We start from the raw sequence: 21,982 nt of genomic DNA, 5'->3' as shown, positions 1-21,982 counted from the left end.
CTGACATACGCTTAAAATTACATTCATGTAAAAGTAGTAACTATTAAATCACACCAAGAAAAATCAGCTTTATTATACAAAACCTTAAAAATTCGAGTTATAAATAAAATCTTACAATTAAGTCTCTTAAAATAAGTTAATAGCATCTTTAACTTGTTTGATCTCATAAGCTTTTCTGAAATAAGAGTTAATTATGTATAAGTAATTTAGAAAAAAACATTAGTTTCATAGGATTTCTTATATTTGAGGAGATATTTTGTATTTTTGTTGTGTTTTACACTCAATTTTATGGCCCATATATTTATTTTCCATCACTTTAGCTTCTATAAAATGTTATAAGATCATAACAATAGAGCACAAAAAACGTACAGACATAGATATAATTTAAGTATTTTATTCGTCGCAAAGCCCCATTTTACAGTGATAAAGCAACTTTTTAGCTTTAATATTGAAAACAAGTAACTTTAGCTATTGCTCAATTGACAGTTATTTCTTAGTATGTTCATAACAATCATAGTTAATGGAAAATAATAATGAACAAAAGTGAATTGGTAGCAAAAATTGCTGAAGGCGCGGATATTACTAAAGCCTCTGCTGGTCGTGCGTTAGATAGCCTAATTGAATCAGTTACTGCTGAATTAGCTAGTGGCGGTGATGTAACATTAATCGGTTTTGGTACTTATAAAGTTAACGATCGTGCAGCACGCACAGGTCGTAACCCTCAAACTGGCGCAGAAATTCAAATTGCTGCTGCTAAAGTACCTGCATTTAAAGCTGGTAAAGCATTAAAAGATGCTGTTAATTCTTAATTAACACTGATTTTTTCTAGAAAAAGCCTGGCTTACATGTCGGGCTTTTTTATGTCTGCTTTATCAGTATAGCCCTTATGAACTCTGCTTTCATAAAATGATAGAATTCCTTTTATTAACTTTACCTCTGAATTAATAAATTCAATTATCTATTTTCTTTCTAAAGCAGCACAAACGTTTCTCCTAATTTAGATAACAACTTATCTAGTAAACTGAACAATTAATACATTCAAATTTCACCTTATTCCCCATTCATAAAATTGTCATATTACATTCACGTATTAGTCATAATGATTATTTATCCTCTCTTGATAACTAAAAATAATTAAAAAAGAGAAATAATGTGAAGCATAAAAAATAACCTTAGCTGTCATGCTAATAGCAAGCTTAAGCCTAACTGCTTGTGATGAGGGATCTAATGGTACTAGTGGTTTAAATAGTTTAATCGACCATGACCCACTAGCTTTGTGTAGCGATGAGTGTTTTTTTGGTGGCTTAAAAGTAATATCAGGTCTAGACACTGATAGTGACGGTTCACTAACCGAAAATGAAATAACAAGCATAAGCACTAATTGTAATGTAAACCCAATAGATAATTCAGGTTCCCTATTACCTTACAGTGTAATACGTGCAGATATTGAAAATGGTGCTTTACCGGGCAGTTTTATGGAAATACGCAACGGTGGTTATGGATCAGATATGGTTGCGCACCCAACAGAACCTACATTTTTTTATGCCTTAACTGACCGAGGTCCTAATGCTACATATACGGGTGACCAAGGTGTAGGTAAAAAATTCCCGACTCCTGATTACACACCAAGAATTGGGTTATTTGAATTGCAAAACAATGGCGATGTTAAAAAAATTAAAGATATCTTATTAAAACGTCCCAATGGCACATTGATCACAGGCTTACCGAATAGCTCAGCTTTAGGTGGAACAGGTGAAACGCCATATGACGCTGATGGAAATGTGATTGTTGAAGACATGAGCTTACCTTATGATGAAGTTAATAATCCTATCAAGGTTGACGATTATGGTTTAGACGGTGAAGGCTTAGTCGCTTTATCTGATGGTAGCTTTTGGATAAGTGATGAATATGGTCCACACCTCGTTCATTTTAATTCTGAAGGCATTGAGATTGGCCGAATTAATGCTTTCGCAGATGATGTACGTAATACTTATACATTACCCGCTGAATTTTCAAATCGTAGAGCGAATCGCGGTATGGAAGGTCTGACTGTAACACCAGATGAAACAACCTTAGTGGGCATCATGCAATCCACAATTTACAATCCAAGTAGCTCAGTAAAAGTTAACGATATTGTTCGCATAATTACTGTAAATTTAGTTGATGGCAGTATTGGCCAATACCTTTATAAACAAGAAAAAACTCAAAACTCACAGTCAGGTATTGTGGCTTTAAGTAATACCGAGTTTGTTGTTATTGAACGTGATGGAAGCTTTTACAATCAAGATACCAGCGCAATGAAACATCTATATAAAATAGATATCAACAATGCTACAAATATCGAAACAGTAGTTTCTACTGCGAATATGACACAAGATGCTTATTTAGGTTTATTAATTGATGATAAAACATTAGAAGAGATCACCTTAGAGACAGACGGTTGGAACACGTTAACAAATGCAGGCATTGAAATAACAAGTAAAAGCTTATTAGTAGATTTGGTGGCTGAAGATGGTTACCCACACGACAAATTAGAAGGTCTTTGGCTAATAAATGATACCACCATAGGTGTTTTAAATGATGACGATTTTGCAACGTGGGCTACAAATGGTGTACTTGAACAAAAATACTTAGATGCAGGTCAAACGGTTATTGATGGTAATCGCTTATACATAATTGAAGGTTTAGATTTAACTCATTAATTTCAGATAATAGAAATAATAAAGCCGTGATTCGATTTAAAATGAATCACGGCTTTTTAAAGATAAATATTAAAAATATGTTTTAAATTAAGCGTCAGTTACTTTCGTCGCTTTATATTCTGAATGCATAAATCCCCATACCGAGATAATACCCACGGCAGAAATCAAAATTAGCATATTCATAAAGCTAGACCAGCCCCCTGCACTATCAGCTAATCGACCACCAACAAAGCCAAACGTTGCACTAGCAGCAAAACCAAAAGCATCAATAAAACATACTAATTTCGCGCTATGTGGTCCGCCATATTCAATAGAGAAGATTGACATAGGTAAATAATAAGCAGGTGAAATCGAGAATGCGAATAAGAAAATAGCCGTTAACGCTACCAAATAATTCACTTCATTACTAAAAGCAAACCAAGATAAATATTTCAACGTAAGCACGCTCAGTAAACTAATCGTTAGCGCAATAGTTAAAACCGTTCTAATACCCTTTTTAGAGAATCTGTCATAAAACGCAATAGAAGCTAATAAACCACCTAAAGAACCTATTGGAAATATAGTAGAAGCCATTGCAGCTTGTGAAGGTGTGAGGTTGTAGCTTTCCATCAAGTAAACCGCCACAAAGTCTAAAAATGCCATCATACAAGTTAGCATCATCAACATGATCACCACCAACCAAACTCTTGGGCTTTTAGCAAAAGCGAGCATTCCGCCCATCATGCTAGTGCCTTCCAGTGGATGGTTGTACTTATTATCAAGGGCTTGTTTTGATGCTAACGCCAGCTCAACTTCTTCAGGACTTGCATCGTCATCAGGGGTATCACTTTCATTGTCTTTAAAAAAATTAGGATTTTCAGGCTTTTCTCTTAAGAAAATGTAACAACCAACAAAAATAACTAAGGCAAAAACAGCGGCGATAATTGCTACTGTTCGCCAATGCATAAAGCTTAATAACCAACCAAAGAATAAAGTCGCAAGTACTACACTAAAACGAGAACTGGTTGATAAAATACTCCATACCCTCCCGTAATGATGAGGGTGATACCAGTCGCCTACAAGTTTAGTCATACCTGGCCAGCCAGCAGACTTAGTAAGGTAGAGTAGGAATGAAAATACAGAAAACACCATTACATTAGGTGAAAACCCAAAGGCGATAATAAATAATGCGGTAAGTAAAACACCCGCTAAAAAAGTAAAACGCCCACCAATTTTATCAGCAAGAGGTCCCCAAATAAGCTTTCCTACCAACGCACCTAAAGTACCGTATGCAGCAAAGTCACCTAGGTTAGTTTTTGTTAAGCCCAAAGTCTCATCGGCAAGCATAGCGGGGCTAAGAATGGTGATCATTTGTCGACAGATCATCATGGCGGCATAACCCAAATACATATAGATGAGGATGTTTAATTGTTTAGGAGGTCTACTAGACATAATTTCTCATTGAACGCTGTAATATAGTTTTTTGAAGGTCTATAAAATTATGGTTCTGTTAGTGTGAATTAACATTAATTGTATATGCGTTATGATATTTAAGTATTCAGATAACAAATACTTATTAAACAAAGTTACTCATAGCTCAATGCAATTAAATTCTTATTTTTATATTTACTTAAAGTCGTTCTGGAAAATTACTAAAAATACCATCAACACCTAAAGCTTTCACTTTAACAATGTCATCGTATTCATTAACCGTCCAAACATATACTTTTAAACCTTTATCATGAGCATCATTTACAAAGTCTTGATTAATAAAATCTAAGCTCAAATTAACGGAATCTGCTTGAAGTTGAATTGCACATTCACAATAAGTAAGAGGAACACCTTCGATCAATGCGCCAATCGATATTTCAGGATAATATTGCTTAAACTTATTTAGTTCACGGTGATCAAATGAAGAAACCATAAAGTCACTTTCAGCCCAGCCTTTGGTTTTTATATAGTCTTTAATAACTTGGCTAGTGGCTATTGCCGTGTCCTTACCTTTCAACTCAACATTTATGATAGCTTTTTTATCAATAACATCTAAAACTTCTTCAAGTGTTGGTACAAGTTCGCCTTTACCCGCATCAAGAGCTCTTAACTCTGCAAAGGTTTTATCTTCGGTATAACCTTTACCGTTTGTAGTTCTATCTACTTTGTCATCGTGAATAACAACAAGCTCACCTGTTTTACACACATAAACATCTAACTCTACCGCATCAACATTTAGCGCTAATGCTTTTCTAAAAGATAGAATGGTATTTTCAGGTTCATGGCCCATTGCGCCACGATGGCCTATTTTTAAAACGTTTTTATCCAAAATTAAATTCTCATTATTCTTTAATAAATTACTTTCAACACAAACTATAAAGTAAATAAAAGCCTTTCATTTCAACTTAAGTTTAGCATTAAGCTCGTTTATATTGGCAAATATATTAACAGCGTTTCTTTCTGTATCGTAGTAAATTCGGCATTATTCCCGCAATACAGTAACAAAACAAGAACTTTCACGCTGACTGAATAAGCAAAGCAATACATTTATAGGTTTTAGCATAAAGTTAGAGAACAAATAAAATTTACTCAATAATTTACTTGAAACTCCCCTCTTGATTACTTCATTTGTTATAATCCCCCCAAACAATCATTCAAATTGTTCCTTTGAGATCGTAAAAACAAGTTAAGTAACTAAATTTTTCTACCTATGCTCTGTGTATTTTAAATATAGAGGCATGTTGTTACAGAAGAATTAATGCAAAGTTTTAAGACCAAGTATTTAACAGTTAGTTTCATAGTGAACATAGGTTGAAAATAACCTTTAGTTTATTGCTGCTAAATTAAAACTGACTTAAATCTGCAATATGTACTTAATACAATTAGGAACAATAATAAATAAACTTTGAAGTAACATAATACTAAAGGATACATATGTCTCAAATCAAAAGACCTACTAAAACAGTATTAACTGTAGCAGTAGCACTTGCATTGAGTAACGGTGCAGTTCACGCTCAAGAAAATAACGTAGAAAAAGAAGCTGATAGCGAACGTCAACTCGAAAAAATAATTGTTACATCAACTCGCCGTTCTGAAAATCAACAAGAAGTACCACTTGCGGTTCAAGCAATGAGCGGTCAAAAACTTCAAGAACTTGGTATTGATAGCTTTGAAGATTACGTTGCATTACTTCCAGGTGTTAGCTCAGAAGGTCAAGGTCCAGGTAAACAAGAAACTTATATTCGTGGTGTTTCTGCTGGTCGTTCAGACGTAAGACTTGCTGGTATTGGCGGCGAACCAAGTGTGGCTTTTTATCTTGATGAAGCGCCTATTACAACGCCTGGTCGTAACATTGATTTATACGCTGTAGATTTACAACGCGTAGAAGTATTAAAAGGCCCTCAAGGTACATTATTTGGTGCTAGTTCGCAGGCAGGTACTGTACGTCTTATTTCTAACAAACCAGATTTAGTTGATTTTAGAGCCGGTGGTGAATTCGGTATATCAACAACTAAAAGTGGTGCTATCAGTAACCAATCTGAAGGCTTCGTTAACATCCCTCTTGTAGAAGATGTTTTCGCAATCAGACTTGCGGGCTATAGCTCAACTGATGGCGGTTTTATTGATAATGAACTTGCTACAACTCAGTTACCTCTATCAAATCCTGGCTTAGGTGGCACAATTCCTTCATCGAGATTAGAAGTAACTAATGCTACATACGCGAAAGACGATTACAACGAAGCAACTTATCGTGGTATGAGAGCTAGTGCATTGTGGCAAATTAACGATGAATGGGATTTATTAGTACAACATACAAGTCAACAGCTTGATACTGAAGGTTCTTTCGAATATGACCCTACAATCAGTGACGATGATGACTTAAATGTAACAACCTTTTCACCAGTAGAAGGGAATGACGAAGTTAACCTAACACAGTGGACTGTGAATGGTATGTTTGGCGATCTTGAAGTGATCTACAACGGCTCATATACAGACAGAACCTATCAAGGTAATACAGATTACACAGCTTATATAGAAGTAGGTCCTTTTGTTCCTTACTATATTTGTACTTACCCTGGCTACGATGAGTGTTTTAGCCCAGTAATGACAACATCTGAGCAGTTTGAAACTGAACGTTCAGTTCATGAGATCCGTGTATCAACTAATGCTGAAGAACGTTTTCGTGCAATTGGTGGTGTGTTCTATGATGACCAACAACTTAACAGTTTAACTGACTTTAACTATGCAGGTTCTGTTCAAGCTGGTTTTTCACCAAACTTTCCAATCCCTGGCGCATTTACCAATACAGATGGTAGTGCTCGTCCTGCAGGCGTAACGTATTTCAACGATTACCAATCAGATCGTGAAGAAATATCTGTATTTGGTGAAATCGCTTATGATGTTACTGACACAGTTACTGTTACTGTTGGCGCTCGTCATTATGAAATAGATATCGGACTTAAAGGTCAATCACCTTTCGGTCAAAGAGCAGCAGGTCCAGAAGCTGATGCTGGTACAAATGTAGATGCAAACCTTGCTGGTTTAACACCTACAACTCTTTCAGGTACTATTTACAAAGGTAATGTTCGTTGGAAAATGAACGACGACACTATGTTCTACCTTACTTACTCTGAAGGTTTCAGAAGTGGTGGTTTTAACCGTTCAGCTAATGTGAATGGCATTCCAGCATCTTTTGATACAGATGATGTAACAAGTGTTGAATTAGGTTGGAAAACAACGTGGTTAGATAACACTTTACGTTTCAACGGTGCTATATATAACGTTGATTTTAGTGATATGCAGCAAAGTGTTCTTGATCTTGATATTGCTAACAATTCATTCTTTGATAATGTTGGAACATCTAGAATTAATGGCCTTGAATTCGATTTAAATTGGACCGCTAACGACTACTTAGATGTATTTGGCTCATTTAGTTATATCGACTCTGAATTGACTGAAATCCCAGACAATCTTTTAGTTGGTATTGCTCCTGTAGGTTCAAACCTTCCTTATGCCCCAGAAACTGAAGGTGTGCTTGGTGCTCGTATCTACCAAGAAGCTGGTGATTTTTCTGTTGTTTATCAAGGTATTTTCAAGTGGACAGATTCACGATTCAACAGTCTAGTTGCTGATGATCGTGTTGAGTTACCATCTTACAACCAAGTTAATTTATCAGCGAGTATTAGCAAAGATGACTGGAGAGCAACATTCTTCATCGATAATGCTACAGATTCTTTAGGTCAAGTAGCGGCTGGTTCTGCAGATAACGTATTCAGAGTATCTCCAACTAGACCACGTACTATTGGTTTTAGAGTAAGTTACGATTATTAGCATTTAGAATAATGTTAATATATAGCTCTACCATTTAAAGGCGTAAGATTTAGTTCAAACTTACTGAGATTTGCATCTTGAAGTGGAATAGGTATATAAAGGTTGACGAGTAAAATCGTCAACCTTTTTTAATTTTTGCTTATATAAAACATTCAACACACAATATTCAATACACCTAATATTCACTGGACATTACTTTGCCTGAACAATTAAATACTCCCCAACCTGAAGAGATTATTAAAAAATCTCAGCAATTGATCCAAAAAGGTCAGCTAAATCAAGCTGCTGAAAACCTTAATAATATGCTTACTGAACATCCAGGACATATCGAAGGTGTTTATTGTCTTGCTGTGTGTCAGCGTAAACAACAAAAATATAACGAATCTATGGCTAACCTGAACCAAGTACTGGTCAAGCTTCCCGATCACGCAAGAGCGTATCAAGAGCAAGGTTATATTTATAAAACGCTAGGTGAAACATCAAAAGCTATCGCTGTTTTTGATAAAGCAGTTACGCTCAATCCAGCCTTATTTGGAAGCTGGCGTGTTTTGTCTAATGAACCAACCTATTCAAAAAAAATTGAAGCTAAAAGACATCTCGAATGGCTATCGAGCTTACCACCTGAATTAGTTTCTGTTTCAAGCCTAATTTATCAAAAACACCTGCACAAAGCTGAATGGTTATGTCGTCACTTTTTGAAAGATAATCCACATCACCCTGAAGCCATGCGTTTATTAGCGGAATTAGGTTCAAAATTTCAAATCCTTGACGATGCTGAATTCTTATTAGCGAGCTGTCTTGAGTTTGAACCCAAATATCATAGAGCACGTTTAGATTACGTTAATATCCTACATAAACGCCAAAAATTTAATAAAGCATTAGAACAAGCAAAAATCCTTTTAGCAGCAGATCCTAACAATTCAAATTTCAAAATAGCATTAGGCAACGCCCAGCAAGCAACAGGCGACTTTGCTGCAGCTATAAATACTTTTGAAACCGTTTTACAAAGTAATTCAAATAATCATTCAATTCACCTCACATTAGGCCATGCCCTTAAAACTATGGGTCGAGTTGAAGATGCCATTACAGCGTATCGAAATGGTTATAATATCAAACCTGATTTTGGTGATGCTTTTTGGAGTTTAGCCAACCTCAAAACGTATCGATTTACCGAAGAAGAACGCCAGCAAATGCGAGAGCAAGAGGCAAGTTCAGCAACATCAGTTAATGATAGAGTTCACTTCTGTTTCGCTATAGGAAAAGATCTTGAAGATAGAAAAGAATTCGACGAAGCTTTCACTTTTTATCATCGAGGCAACAAGCTAAAAAGTGAGCAAGACAAGTTTGATAGTAAAAGTCTTGATACTTCATTTGATATTCAGAAAAGCGACTTCGATGCTGAGTTTTTTGAGCGTAATAAAGAGGCTGGTTGCCAAGCGCCAGATCCTATCTTTATTGTTGGGCTACCACGTGCAGGCTCAACACTTTTAGAGCAAATTCTATCATCACACTCACAAGTAGATGGAACTATGGAATTAGCCAATATCATTGGCTTAGCTCATCGTTTAAGTGGACGAAAGTTAAATAAAGAAACACCACAATATCCTGGTATTCTTAAAAAAATATCGGCTGAAGACATCAAAAAAATGGGTGAGCTTTATATCGAAGAAACTCAACATCACCGCCAAGGTGGAATGTTTTTCATCGATAAAATGCCAAACAACTTTCGACATATCGCCCTGATACATTTGATATTACCAAACGCTAAAATTATCGATGCTAGACGTCATCCAATGTCGTGTTGCTTTAGTGGGTTCAAACAACTCTTTGGTGAAGGACAACAGTTTTCTTATGATCTTGAAGATATTGGTCATTATTACCAAAGCTATGTTGATATTATGGATCATTGGGACAAAGAGTTACCAGGTAAAATATTACGTGTTCAATACGAAGATGTTGTAGCCGATTTAGAAACCCAAGTACGTCGTATACTCGATTATTGTGGCCTGCCTTTTGAGCAAACTTGTATCGATTTTCATACCAACAAACGTGCCGTACGTACACCAAGCTCAGAGCAAGTTCGACAACCTATTTATCAAAGTGGTTTAGAACAATGGCGTAATTATGAAGCACATCTTGGTCCACTGAAAAAAGCACTGAATCAAGCAGACTAGGTATCTAAAGTATGTCTAATACATACCAAACATGAGTCTAAAGTGTGAGAGTAATAAGTTAACATGCGAGCCCCTGAAATTAATTCGATCTTAGGGGCTTATCGTAAAAATAACGCAATAACTCATCGAGAACATAATATGTTATTAAAAAGACTATTAACGGCCTTACCCCTACGATTATCATTTAGTTCCCAACACATTTCTCTAGTCACCTCTCAATTTAGCTCCCTATTTAGCCCCCGATTTAGTTACCCATTTAAATCAAAGCTAATATTAAGTACGTTAATTATTTCAATAATAAGCTCATTTTCTGCCAGTGTTAATGCGCAAGACAAGTCCATGACACAGAGTACCGATAAATTCTCTATCGCTCTTGCTGGTGATTGGGATGATCATTGGGGCGCACCTTTTTCAAAAGGTAAGAAAACACTCACACGTGATTCTATGCGCGAGGCAGGTAAAAGTGATTTAGTCGTTCTAATTGGCGATTTAAGTTATGGTCGAAATAAATTAGCCCCCAAAGAACAAGCATTACATTGGTGTAAAGCTGCCAAAGTAGTATCAAATAATACTCCAATGATTTTTGTTCCTGGCGATCATGATAGTCATAATCAACATGGTGATATTGCTACATACAGAAATTGCCTGACACCAACAGGTAATAACACCGTTGCGAGTGCCCCACAAACAGATGGTTATGGTTTATATCCTTATTTATATTATGTTGATGTAACTGTGGGAAAGGCAAAAATGCGCATTGTGGCAACGTCTATCGCTTTTCAAGAAGAAGAATATGAACCTGCTCATGCACAAAAATATTTTACGGATTATGAAAAAGATAAGCCAAATTATCAGTGGCTAAAATCGGTATACCAAGAAGCAATTGAACAAGAAAGATGGCTTATTCACTTTAACCACTTACCTTGTATTGATATGGGGAAAAATCAAAGTTTTGGTCAAGGCTGTGAAGATGTTATCAATTTAAATATTGAACAAGGTGTTAATGTATTTTTATCTGGTAGCTCTCATAACATATGGCGTACCCATTTACTGAGCCATTCAGAAGCTTGTCCACAAGTTCCATTAACAACTACGGCTAATGGTGCAAACCCTGCGTGTGTTATTGATAGAACAAGCTCAACCTTTACCTACGGAGCAGGTTTAGTACAAGCACATGCTGGCGCTGGAGGAAAATTATCAGCGAGTAAACGGGCTATTCCTTGCGATCCTAAAAGTGATGGTGAAGCAGCACATTACTTAGCTCCAAATTCATGTGGTACTCATAACGTACCTGGCTTTGTAGAGTTATCGGTTAGCGAGCAAGAATTAACAGCTAAATATAAGCTCATTAAAAGTAATACTTATTTTGAACCTTATGGTTTCAAATTTGTTAAACCAATTAAATAACCTCTTTTAAGGTTAAATAAGCATATGTATGCTGCACGTTCTCCACAGTTATAAACATTATTTATAACTAGATTAAGTGTCGAATAACTCAATATACAATTATGTGTTTCACATTCTTAACAATTTTAAGGCACAAAAAAACCAACTTACATTAAGTTGGTTTTTTTATTTTAGCTAAGACCTTGTAGAGTTAGGAGAAACTTAATCCTCAACTCTTACGCCCCAAACGTCATGCTCGTCGGCGTGAATGATTTGTACCCAAATAAGATCACCTGGTTCAGCTTCATAATCGTCAGATAAATAGACTTTACCATCCACTTCTGGAGCATCCATGTATGAACGACCAACAATACCAAGGCTATTCACTTCATCAACAAGAATTAAATATTCTTGACCAATACGAGCTTGTAATTTTTCAGAACTGATGCGTGCTTGAACTTCCATAAAGCGCTGAAGTCTTTCTTCCATAACTTCTTCTGATACATGATCAGGTAGGGCATTAGCAGTAGCGCCTTCAACTGGTGAGTATTTGAAACAACCTACACGATCAAGCTGAGCTTCTTCTAAAAAGTCTAACAACTCTTCAAACTCTTCTTCCGTTTCACCTGGGAAACCAACAATAAAGGTTGAACGAATAACTAATTCAGGACAAATCTCACGCCATTTAGCAATACGCTCTAACACGCGGTCTGAGCTACCAGGACGTTTCATTAACTTAAGAATACGTTTGTTAGCGTGTTGAAATGGAATATCTAAATAAGGCAGTATTTTACCTTCTGCCATTAATGGGATGATTTTATCAACATGCGGATATGGATAAACGTAATGTAAACGGATCCAAACGCCCTGCTTAGCTAACTCTTCACACAACTGTTGCATGTGAGTTTTAACTGGCATGCCATCCCAGAAATCTGTTTTATGTTTAACATCAACACCATAAGCAGATGTATCTTGCGAAATAACTAATAACTCTTTAACGCCAGCATCCACCAAACGTTTAGCTTCACCTAATACATCACCCACTGGACGTGAGTCTAAATCGCCACGCATTGACGGGATAATACAGAAAGTACAACGGTGGTTACAACCTTCAGATATTTTTAAATAGGCATAATGCTTAGGTGTTAGTTTAACGCCTTGAGGCGGAACTAAATCGATAAAAGGATTATGGACAGGCTTAGCCACATGTTGATGAACTTGTGTTAATACTTCATCATAAGCATGCGGTCCAGTAACACCTAATACATTAGGATGTAGCTCAATAATTTCATCTTTCTTAACACCTAAACAACCCGTAACTAATACTTTGCCATTAGCGGCAAGAGCTTCACCAATCGTATCTAACGACTCTTGAACTGCTGAATCAATAAAACCACAGGTATTCACAATCACCATTTCAGCATCAGCGTAAGAGTTAACAACATCGTAACCCTCAGTACGAAGTTGAGTAAGAATGCGTTCGCTATCTACTAAATTTTTAGGACAACCTAAGCTAACAAAACCAATTTTAGCTGTTTTAGCAGGTTCTTGGCTTTGTTGAGTGTTAGCTTGCTCTTCAATCATTTTAGATGGAATGCTTAACGTAGTTGTTTGGCTTTCAGCCGAGTTACTACTTTTCTTTGGTGTTTGTGGATCGAATTGTTCTACGGTCATATTACGCTCTGTTGCTTTAACTGGCTTCGAACCTATGGGTTAAAGCGTTATAAATAGGTGTTAACAGCTAAAATTAAGATTAAAAATAGGCTGTTGTTTAATGCGCAGGATTATACAGGAATGTTGTCTTAGGTGGTAATTAAAGAAATAAGCATCTCTTAAATAGTAATGAGTTTTGTGGGTAAATCTCAACAAATTATCGATATGAAAGCGTCTTAATAATATTATTGATTGGAATAACAACACGATAATAAATTACTTATTATCGTGTTTATTAAAACTAAACTTCAGCATTAACCATAAATAGGATGTGGTGCTTCTGGTTCTTTTGGCTCTTTAGGTTCATCTGGGCCTCTTAACTCTACTAAAAGATCATGTATTTCAGCTTTAAGTTGCTTATCAACGATCTTATTACAGCTAATTTTAGCTTTTTCTAAATGCTCGATAGCGCCCTCTTTATCACCTAGTTCAACTTTTAAGGTAGCAATTGAAAAGCCGATTGATGAACGAAAATCTTTAGAGTTAATTTCTTCTGCTTTGGCTAAAGCTTTTTCATAAATAGTTACTGCTTCAGCTAAGTCTTCAGTGAAGTCGCCTAACGTTTCCCATTGTACTGGGTGGTTTTTATCAGTACTTTCGTTTTCTTCACATAGTTCTTTTAGTTCAGCATAGTATTTATCAAATTCTTTTTGATTTTCATCCTGAGCTGCAGCCATTAGGTGATCAGTGATTAGTAGTACTCTTTTGTATATTTTGGTATTCATCATGTTTATGGCCTTTTATATTGTTGCTATCGAAGAAGTTATGATCAACGAAGAATTGCGGTGATTATAAAGGATTTACACCAACTAACCATAAACTTAGTTTATTAAGCGTAAACTAGTGACATAAGTGGTCATAAAATTGTGGGGAAACGCTTTATTTCTTATTCACATGCGTAAAGTTCACGTAATAGTTATTTCAATAATTAAACAATAGTGAACGGCAGTTTTACTTATTTGAGGTACGCATTTCTTTTTTACCGCTAAAGCGATCAAATAAAACGAGATGTGATTTTTGAGAAAAGTGGTCGTCTCTATTGGGATATTCTGATATCCAATTTATCAACATATCCAAATTAGCGTTTTGAGCTGCTTCAGATTCATATTTATGAGGTTCCCATGCTCTATTCTTAGCATTAACAATGCACTCATCTACGGGTAAATTAAGAAATACCAGTTCTTGTGCTTTATCTAGTAATAGTTCTAATAAATCAGAATAACAGCCTTCAATAACCCAACTATTATGTTGTGCTAAAAAGTTTTTTATTAAAGCTTCTGACTCGGTTAAAGGCATACGTGTCGGAATTGTTTGCTCTGCTGTAAAGGGTTGCCAAGCAATGGTGTCTAAATCTAAATGAGCAACATTATTCTGTTCACTCAACGTTTTAGCTAAGGTTGATTTTCCTGAACCTGAATTGCCGAATATTAAGGTTTGAGTCAAAATAGAATTCCTCTTTATAATTTGTGCGCGCTAACGATTTCTACCTGAAAAGTTATAGCGTTAATAAATGGGATTTAAAAGCTATGTATTATTATTGAAGCAATAGATTATCAAAAAATATTTTATTATTTGAGTGTCCATTTATTTTAATCAATCAAATTTATGTCTAATGAACTTAATAGCCTGACCGCTTCATAACGACAGAATGTCGCATTTTTAATGATATTATTTTTTATATTTATATCGTAGTTTTCAGCTTCTTTAAAGTTTGCGTTGGTGAGGTTGGTATTATTAAACAAGCTTTCTCTTAAGTCGCTATGAGAGAAGTTTGCGTCATTTAAGTTGGCTTCTCTGAAGTCGACGTAATGCGCACGGCAATCTTCAAATATGATTTTCTCTAAGCTTAAACCATAAAAAGTAGATGAATTTATCATACAACGTTTAAAGGTTAACGGTGCTGATAACAACATGCCGCGCCAATAAGCTAAAGTCCAGTTAACACCGATGATTTTACAATCTAGAAATTCAACTTCTAAGAACTTAGAGTTTTTTACATTCACGTTATTAAGATCGCAAGCAACAAACGTACAGTTGTTAAACTCACAATTAAGAAATTGTGCTTCATTAAAGTCACATGACTCAAACCTACAGTCATAAAACTCTTTACCTGATATAACTTCTTTAGCGTATTCTAAGCCAGTAAATGTTTTATTGCCGAAGGTTTTATTGGTGTTAATTAACTGTTTCACTTGCTACCCACTTATAGTTCTTCAATCAAAAAAGGAGCAAATATATGCTCCTTGATAGTTTTAAAACTTATTAAACACCTTTAGGGCAATCACTCGATGTCCATTTAGATGTCATATTGAGAGTTGTTTCAGGCATACCTTGCACACTAGTTACTACACTTGATGTACTTAACTTGTCATTAACGAACAAGGTTTCTATTTTTATAACAGAACCAGGGCAAGTCATTGAAGCAACCAACTTCGCCTTACTACTTTCTGCAACGGCAAATTTACAATCTTGATTGTCGCCAAATGCGCTTTGCAGCTGTTTATCAAAGTTAGTTAAGGTCTCTTTGGTAATACATTGGTTTGAATTATTTGTACTTTCCATTTTCTCTTCCATCATCTTTCGAATCATAGGTCGAGTAGACTCTGGAACTGCAGCTAAAGCTTGATCAATAAAAGCAGAAATGTCTGATGTTGTGACCCAATTTCCAAGCTCTATATCTGGCGTTACAATCTCCGTTGCATTAACAATGAAAGGTGTATAGCAAGCAAGTAAGCTTATAATTATTTTCTTCATTATTTTTCCTTTTAGGTTTTGTTGCTTAATAAATATATTTTGTCCGCTCTACAATTCTGTATTTTAAAACATGCCCACGTATTTTAGAATACCAGCAGTTATACATAGTAGAAAAGTACCTGAATAAACCATTCTTCCTGAGTATGAAGCTATATCCCAATATTTTGCACAGTAGATTAACGATAAAGGCATACATAAGAAAATAGCCCAGCCAAAAACTTTCTGCTGGTTGCCTATGGCGACAATACCACTAAATGCTGATCCCACAATAAATAACATAAGTCCGATCGAGCCACTTAATAAGGTAATAACAACCAAAAAATCCATCATATTCTTAATTTTACTCAGTAATGATTAAACGTAGATAAAACATATACGTTAATAAAAGAAGGTTTAGCTTCTGCTAACGTTAGTTTACAGGCTATAGAGGTTTAGGTGCTATTATTTTGAGAAAATGAACAGAATATTTAAGAGGTTATTTAACGTGTATATTTGAGCCAAAGCTTTAAATAGACACGGTTGCAGGTCGCGTTATCATCCATTTCACCGTCTCTATCACAATCAGAGCCCGTGAGTGATTTCATCACGCTATTCCCATATTCAGCAATATCGTTATCTTCAGGTTGAACAATAACGGTTACTCTCGGGGAATCATCTATAAAGTCAGCGACATTAGCATACGATGAGAATTTTTCTTTTGTGATGAGATCACTAATATCTTTAGCCTTTGTCGGTGCATCAGCTGCAGACGTATTTAATAAAGTTAAGTACGTCATTATGAATATTAAAACTTGAAACCACTTCATATTTGGAACCTGAAAAATAACGATATATTTACTAAACTTATTGCTTTGATAATGCTGACTTCACTATAGCAATACCAATAACGCCTAATATAACACCTGTGACTTTATCAATATAGAACGCAGCTTTTGTAAATTTACTTCTCACTTTAGGTCGAGAAAGAAGAAATATGATTGATAAGTCCCATAAAAACACCACTGATGTCATCCAAATACCTAGCCCTAATTTGAAAGCAAAGCCAACGTCAGGAGTAAGTACTACAGTAAATAAGCTTAGGTAAAAAAGTAAATTTTTAGGGTTTAAAGCACCTGATAGGAAACCTATAAAGAATTCTTTTATAAAAGTTGTTTCAGTGGGATTTGTGTCTTCTTGAATATCAAGATTACTATATGAGCTTTTACTCGCACGTAAAGCCTGTAAGGCGAGATAGATTAAAAATACTCCGCCAATCACCTTCAATATGATCATTGTGGTTACTGACGTTGCTAAAATAGAACCAACACCAACTAAACATAAAGCAATATATAGCGCATTAGCTGAAGCTATTCCTAGTGCAATGCCAATAACATTTTTACTATCATTCTTTATTGCACTTTTTACAACAAGTACGAAGTCAGGACCAGGGCTAAGTAAGGCAAGAAAATGCGCTACAGCAACCGTTAAAAACACACCCAACAAACTAATATCCATATTAATGATCCTTTATAATATTCTTATTGAGATCAGCTAACCTGAACTAAGGTTAACTAGAAAATCAAGATGACTTACCAACCAAAATATCTCTTTATTATTTCAGTTTACATTAAGTTATCAAGTAACTGCTGAGCGTCTAATTGTTGTTGGATATCTCCATTTGATACGATATCCATTAATATAATTTCAGCATTTTCTTTATCATCAATTTCGATATAAACTTTGGCTAAATCTAATTTAGCTTCCATTCCATTATCATCATCTTCATGATCTAAGTCACTACCAAATTCAGGAAACTCGTCCAAACCGACATTTATCGTGGTTTTATCATAAGGTTCGTCTTCACTGATACCTTCTGAAGAGTCTGATAATAATGAATCAACCGAGATAAAGTCTTTTGGTGGATTATCTTCTATATCATTAATCGACGCGTCAATAAGTTCATCGCCTATATCAAGTTCAGATTCATCGTTGAGATCATCTCCCATATCAAGATCATCACTTAACTCAAAGTCGTCTGCTGAGCTTTTAGAAGACTCTTCTTCAATGTTCATTAATAACTCATCGAAATCTAAATTATCAAGTTCTTGTATATCTTCTAATTCATTAGCTTCGGCAGTTGTGCTTTTTTCTGTATCGTCATCAGCCAATAAATCGGCAAGTACGTTGCTGTCACTAAAGTCAGGAGTTAGCTCTATAGGTTCTGCAGATTCATCTTCATCATTACTTTCATTTAATAAATGGTTTAACGCATCTTCATCAAAATCACTTTCCATGGCTTTTAATGTTTCTGCATCAATATCATTAAAGGTATCGATGATTTTTGTTTCTTCTTTTTCAGGTTCTGCATTTATTTCATTAACTAAACTCTCTATGTCTAGCTCGTCACCTAAGTCTAGATCATCGCCTAATTCATCATCTAACTCAGTGTCGTCCATTGCTTCATCAGTAGCTTCATTGGTCGAATCATTTGTTTTCTTTGTATCTTCAATTAATTGGTCGATATCTAGCTCATCGCCTAGGTCAAGTTCATCGGTGACGTCTTTATCTTGCTGCTTTGTATCTTCAATCCATTGGTCAATATCTAGTTCATCGCCTAACTCAAGTTCGTCAGTTAATTCATCAACAGCTTCACCTTGCGATGCTGTATCTGCAATTAACTGATCAATATCGAGTTCTTCAATTGAATCATCAGAATCATTAACGTCTTCTAAATCTTCACTATTATCTGTTGAATCGTCGCCTTCTTTGATATCACTAAAATCAAAATTTAAGTAAGGTGCAACATCTTCTTCAGTAAATTTATCGATTAAAGCCTTATTGTCTAATTCAATAGTGTCTGATTCAGTTTCAGATGCATTAGCTTCATCTTCTTGATCAATATTAGGAGTAAGCTCTTCTTCTGAAGAAGCAGGGTTTATCAAGTCATTAAGTTCTTGAGAAGATATGTCTTCATCTTCATCGACAGATAAACTTTCTAGAAATGCATCGATATCGTCTGGGTCAGTTAAATCTTCTGATAAGTCGTCAGCAATTTCTTCGGCTATCTCTTCAGCAGCTTCTTCAATTGGTTCAGGCTCTTTTAACTCAGGCTCTTCCACTGGTTCATTAATTGACGCCATCAGTGCATCAATATCATCAGGGTCTGTTAAGTCACCTGACATGTCTTCGGGTTCGTTAATTGATGCCATTAATGCATCGATATCGTCTGGGTCTGTTAAATCTTCTGATAAATCGTCAGCAATGTCTTCGGCTATCTCTTCAGCAGCTTCTTCAATTGGTTCAGGCTCTTTTAACTCAGGCTCTTCCACTGGTTCATTAATTGACGCCATCAGTGCATCAATATCATCAGGGTCTGTTAAGTCACCTGACATGTCTTCGGGTTCGTTAATTGATGCCATTAATGCATCGATGTCGTCTGGGTCTGTTAAATCTTCTGATAAGTCGTCAGCAATATCTTCGGCTATCTCTTCTGCAGCTTCTTCAATTGGTTTAGGCTCTTTTAACTCAGGCTCTTCCACTGGTTCATTAATTGACGCCATCAGTGCATCAATATCATCAGGGTCTGTTAAGTCTCCTGATAAATCACCCAGATCTGACTCGCTTTCAACTACAGACTTTTCTGTAGCTGTAGTTGCTGACGCCATAAGTGCATCGATATCATCAGGGTCTGTTAAGTCGCCTGATAAATCACCTAGATCTGACTCGTTTTCTACTACTGGCTCTTCTGCAGACTTTTCTGCTTTCTTTTCTGTAGCTGTAGTTGCTGACGCCATAAGTGCATCAATATCATTAGGGTCAGTTAAATCACCTGATAAATCACCTAGATCTGACTCGTTTTCTACTACAGACTCTTCTGCTTTCTTTTCTATAGCAGTAGTTGCTGATGCCATCAATGCATCGATATCATCAGGGTCTGTTAAGTCTCCAGATAAATCTTCTAGATCATCCGTTAGTTCTTCAACGGCTTCGCTACTCTCTTCAGTTTTTTCTTGTTCTTCTGGCTCAGTAATTGAAGCCATAAGTGCTTCAATATCACCAGGATCCATTAGGTCACCTGAAACATCATCATCTTCAGGTAGTTCATCTACTGATTCTAATTCATCTGAAACAGGTTCAGATCTCTCGTCTAACGTATCAAGTTCATCAGAGCTACCCAGTAAATCATCTAACATATCGTTATCAACTGATTCATCTTCTGACTCAGACGATGAATCATTAATACCTGATAATAAAGCGTCTAAATCATCTTGAGCGAGTTCGCCACCTTCCAATGAGATATCTTCTAAGTCATCAATTTCGTCATCTAAATGAATAACATCATCGTCGTTTACGTTGTCATCAAGTAAATCAAGATCATCACTTATTTCTGTTTCGTCATTCAATAAATCTAAATCATCAGAAAACAGGTCGTCATCTTCTGCAAGATCTATTGCTAATTCATCGTCTAAAGATAATTCATCATCTAGAGAAAGCTCTTCACTTAATGATAAATCTTCATCAAGTTTAGTTTCTAGCGGAGCTTCTTCTTTTGGTTGTTCTGGAGCTATAGTTTCTTTAGCTGTTTTGATTTCTTCTGTCGGTTCATCTTTCGCCTTTCTTTTTAAGAAAAACCAAAGTCCACCGCCCACTAACAGTAGTGTAGGAATAGTAAAGATAAGCATTTGAAACCAAGCACTTGATATAAAACTGTTACTTTCTTCTGCTAGCTTCTCTTTTTCAAGACGTAGCGCAGCTTCACGTTCTTCGGCTTTATCTAATAAGGCTTGTTGTAAGGCAAGCATGTCGTTCATTTGAAGTTTGATTTCTTTACTTTTCGCGACTTCATCTTGCATGACATTAAGTTGGTCATTAAATGAAGAAAGCTTGCTTCTTAGTCCTTCATTCTCTTTGAGTAAGGCTTGCAGGCCGTCAATTGAATCAAGTACATCTCGTTGAATAGTGCTTAAACGTTCAGTTTGATCGTTACCAAAAGTTTGTAGTTGTTCGTTTATTTCTACTTTTGCAGCGTCTAAATCTTTCTTTTTAACGGAAAGCTCTTCTGGTTTAGTTTCTTTTTTTGTTGCGATTTGAACAACTTTCTTTTCCCAGTTTTTGTCGTCTGCGTTAGATTTACTTTGGGCTAAGTTTTTATTTATTGCGCGCATCTCGTCAAGAGAAGGAACTTGTAAGTAGGCTCCTGTTACCAGATGGTTCTGATTATTATCAGCAAAGGCTTGTGGGTTACGGGCAAATAAAGACTGCATAACCTGATAGATAGATAAGGTATTGTCGGGCCTAACTTTTAGGGCGATATTCCATAATGTATCTCTCGCCGTAATAGGTCCATATTGCTCATATTGAACAATATCTGATGATTTTGGTCCTTTAATACTAATTCCAACCTCTTCAGCCATTACGCTAGAAGCACTAAAACCAGTAAAGATAATTACCTGCCAGAGGCACAGGCGTAAAAATTGTTGCATTACAACATTCCTATTTATTATTAATGAGCCAAAATTCTGTCACATTACAGACCAGAGAATACAAAGCAAAGTTTATTCCAACTCATTACATAATGCCAGACGTCGTTACAGAACGACACATTATGTATATCAAATGGTTGTAATTTTTATCGCTTGTATTGCTGGTTTGATAAGCGTCCTGCCTGTAAGTTGAAAGGGTTATATCTATTCTTTGTAAGCGTTATAACACCTGAAGTAACGCTTTGCGTTGTTTTCTCGATAGTGTTTATTATCACTATAAAGAATATCTTTTAGTTTATATTATTAAGGTATTTTATTTTATGTCTAATAATTAAAACAATCTGAAAGATAATAATTACTATATCGGTAATCTACTGTTTTTCTGTAGTTTTTCTGTAGTTTTTATTGTTCTTAATTATTGAGAGTTTATCTTCTCCCATAAAAAAAACTCATCATTACTAAGTAATGATGAGTTTTAAGTATAACTGCT

Annotated in this window: 16 protein-coding genes; 5 read left to right on the top strand and 11 right to left on the bottom strand. The window is 35.7% G+C overall.

Going from position 1 to position 21,982, the window contains the following annotated elements; all coding sequences use genetic code 11:
• Window positions 1–533: 533 nt before the first annotated feature.
• A complete protein-coding gene (locus tag ACPUVN_RS01540; RefSeq protein WP_426358330.1) occupies window positions 534–809 on the top strand; it encodes an HU family DNA-binding protein in 276 nt (91 codons plus the stop codon).
• A 372-nt stretch (window positions 810–1,181) separates the two neighbouring features.
• Entirely contained in the window at window positions 1,182–2,702 is a 1,521-nt protein-coding gene (locus tag ACPUVN_RS01535) for an esterase-like activity of phytase family protein (protein WP_426369825.1), read from the top strand.
• 87 nt (window positions 2,703–2,789) lie between these two features.
• Here ACPUVN_RS01535 and ACPUVN_RS01530 read toward each other — a convergent pair whose 3' ends face one another.
• Entirely contained in the window at window positions 2,790–4,133 is a 1,344-nt protein-coding gene (locus tag ACPUVN_RS01530) for an MFS transporter (RefSeq protein WP_426369824.1), read from the bottom strand.
• A gap of 178 nt (window positions 4,134–4,311) precedes the next feature.
• Entirely contained in the window at window positions 4,312–5,001 is a 690-nt protein-coding gene (locus tag ACPUVN_RS01525; protein WP_426369823.1) for a glycerophosphodiester phosphodiesterase, read from the bottom strand.
• A 605-nt stretch (window positions 5,002–5,606) separates the two neighbouring features.
• On the opposite strand from ACPUVN_RS01525, the gene ACPUVN_RS01520 reads away from it, so the two are divergent.
• The 3 genes from ACPUVN_RS01520 to ACPUVN_RS01510 all read left to right on the top strand — a co-directional run bounded on the left by ACPUVN_RS01520 (window position 5,607) and on the right by ACPUVN_RS01510 (window position 11,584).
• The gene (locus ACPUVN_RS01520) at window positions 5,607–8,003 is read left to right on the top strand and encodes a TonB-dependent receptor (protein ID WP_426358335.1); all 2,397 of its coding nucleotides are present in this window, start codon (window positions 5,607–5,609) and stop codon (window positions 8,001–8,003) included.
• A gap of 197 nt (window positions 8,004–8,200) precedes the next feature.
• Window positions 8,201–10,177 carry a tetratricopeptide repeat-containing sulfotransferase family protein gene (locus tag ACPUVN_RS01515; protein WP_426358336.1) on the top strand — a complete coding sequence of 659 codons (1,977 nt, stop codon included), beginning with the start codon at window positions 8,201–8,203 and terminating at the stop codon, window positions 10,175–10,177.
• A gap of 339 nt (window positions 10,178–10,516) precedes the next feature.
• On the top strand, window positions 10,517–11,584 hold the full coding sequence (locus ACPUVN_RS01510; protein ID WP_426358337.1) for a metallophosphoesterase: 1,068 nt from the start codon (window positions 10,517–10,519) through the stop codon (window positions 11,582–11,584).
• A 201-nt stretch (window positions 11,585–11,785) separates the two neighbouring features.
• Here ACPUVN_RS01510 and rimO read toward each other — a convergent pair whose 3' ends face one another.
• The 9 genes from rimO to ACPUVN_RS01465 all read right to left on the bottom strand — a co-directional run bounded on the left by rimO (window position 11,786) and on the right by ACPUVN_RS01465 (window position 21,492).
• Complete coding sequence (gene rimO, locus ACPUVN_RS01505; RefSeq protein ID WP_426358338.1) at window positions 11,786–13,237, bottom strand: 30S ribosomal protein S12 methylthiotransferase RimO; 1,452 nt, start codon at window positions 13,235–13,237, stop codon at window positions 11,786–11,788.
• A gap of 293 nt (window positions 13,238–13,530) precedes the next feature.
• Window positions 13,531–14,004, bottom strand: a complete 474-nt coding sequence (locus ACPUVN_RS01500) for a tetratricopeptide repeat protein (protein WP_426358339.1) — start codon at window positions 14,002–14,004, stop codon at window positions 13,531–13,533.
• A 223-nt stretch (window positions 14,005–14,227) separates the two neighbouring features.
• Window positions 14,228–14,719 carry an AAA family ATPase gene (locus ACPUVN_RS01495; protein ID WP_426369822.1) on the bottom strand — a complete coding sequence of 164 codons (492 nt, stop codon included), beginning with the start codon at window positions 14,717–14,719 and terminating at the stop codon, window positions 14,228–14,230.
• Between the two features lie 146 nt (window positions 14,720–14,865).
• Window positions 14,866–15,468, bottom strand: coding sequence for a pentapeptide repeat-containing protein (locus ACPUVN_RS01490; protein ID WP_426369821.1), 603 nt, complete (start codon window positions 15,466–15,468; stop codon window positions 14,866–14,868).
• 70 nt (window positions 15,469–15,538) lie between these two features.
• Window positions 15,539–16,030 carry a DUF3617 domain-containing protein gene (locus tag ACPUVN_RS01485; RefSeq protein ID WP_426358343.1) on the bottom strand — a complete coding sequence of 164 codons (492 nt, stop codon included), beginning with the start codon at window positions 16,028–16,030 and terminating at the stop codon, window positions 15,539–15,541.
• A 63-nt stretch (window positions 16,031–16,093) separates the two neighbouring features.
• The gene (locus tag ACPUVN_RS01480; RefSeq protein ID WP_426358344.1) at window positions 16,094–16,357 is read right to left on the bottom strand and encodes a hypothetical protein; all 264 of its coding nucleotides are present in this window, start codon (window positions 16,355–16,357) and stop codon (window positions 16,094–16,096) included.
• A 152-nt stretch (window positions 16,358–16,509) separates the two neighbouring features.
• A complete protein-coding gene (locus ACPUVN_RS01475; protein ID WP_426369820.1) occupies window positions 16,510–16,806 on the bottom strand; it encodes a hypothetical protein in 297 nt (98 codons plus the stop codon).
• A gap of 67 nt (window positions 16,807–16,873) precedes the next feature.
• On the bottom strand, window positions 16,874–17,524 hold the full coding sequence (locus ACPUVN_RS01470) for a LysE family translocator (RefSeq protein ID WP_426358346.1): 651 nt from the start codon (window positions 17,522–17,524) through the stop codon (window positions 16,874–16,876).
• 107 nt (window positions 17,525–17,631) lie between these two features.
• Window positions 17,632–21,492: a FimV/HubP family polar landmark protein gene (locus tag ACPUVN_RS01465; RefSeq protein WP_426369819.1), complete on the bottom strand. Its 3,861-nt coding sequence runs from the start codon at window positions 21,490–21,492 to the stop codon at window positions 17,632–17,634.
• Window positions 21,493–21,982: the final 490 nt, after the last annotated feature.

Source organism: Pseudocolwellia antarctica (assembly GCF_049933045.1).
Classification (GTDB): Bacteria; Pseudomonadota; Gammaproteobacteria; order Enterobacterales; family Alteromonadaceae; genus Pseudocolwellia.
Note: the sequence above shows the minus strand (reverse complement) of the source record. Positions and strands in the feature narration are given on the sequence as shown.

Coding starts and splice junctions, on each gene's coding strand:
- ACPUVN_RS01540 (WP_426358330.1), top strand. CDS start 534: ATGAACAAAAGTGAATTGGTAGCAAAAATTGCTGAAGGCGCGGATATT.
- ACPUVN_RS01535 (WP_426369825.1), top strand. CDS start 1,182: ATGCTAATAGCAAGCTTAAGCCTAACTGCTTGTGATGAGGGATCTAAT.
- ACPUVN_RS01530 (WP_426369824.1), bottom strand. CDS start 4,133: ATGTCTAGTAGACCTCCTAAACAATTAAACATCCTCATCTATATGTAT.
- ACPUVN_RS01520 (WP_426358335.1), top strand. CDS start 5,607: ATGTCTCAAATCAAAAGACCTACTAAAACAGTATTAACTGTAGCAGTA.
- ACPUVN_RS01510 (WP_426358337.1), top strand. CDS start 10,517: ATGACACAGAGTACCGATAAATTCTCTATCGCTCTTGCTGGTGATTGG.
- rimO (WP_426358338.1), bottom strand. CDS start 13,237: ATGACCGTAGAACAATTCGATCCACAAACACCAAAGAAAAGTAGTAAC.
- ACPUVN_RS01500 (WP_426358339.1), bottom strand. CDS start 14,004: ATGATGAATACCAAAATATACAAAAGAGTACTACTAATCACTGATCAC.
- ACPUVN_RS01485 (WP_426358343.1), bottom strand. CDS start 16,030: ATGAAGAAAATAATTATAAGCTTACTTGCTTGCTATACACCTTTCATT.
- ACPUVN_RS01480 (WP_426358344.1), bottom strand. CDS start 16,357: ATGGATTTTTTGGTTGTTATTACCTTATTAAGTGGCTCGATCGGACTT.
- ACPUVN_RS01475 (WP_426369820.1), bottom strand. CDS start 16,806: ATGACGTACTTAACTTTATTAAATACGTCTGCAGCTGATGCACCGACA.
- ACPUVN_RS01470 (WP_426358346.1), bottom strand. CDS start 17,524: ATGGATATTAGTTTGTTGGGTGTGTTTTTAACGGTTGCTGTAGCGCAT.
- ACPUVN_RS01465 (WP_426369819.1), bottom strand. CDS start 21,492: ATGCAACAATTTTTACGCCTGTGCCTCTGGCAGGTAATTATCTTTACT.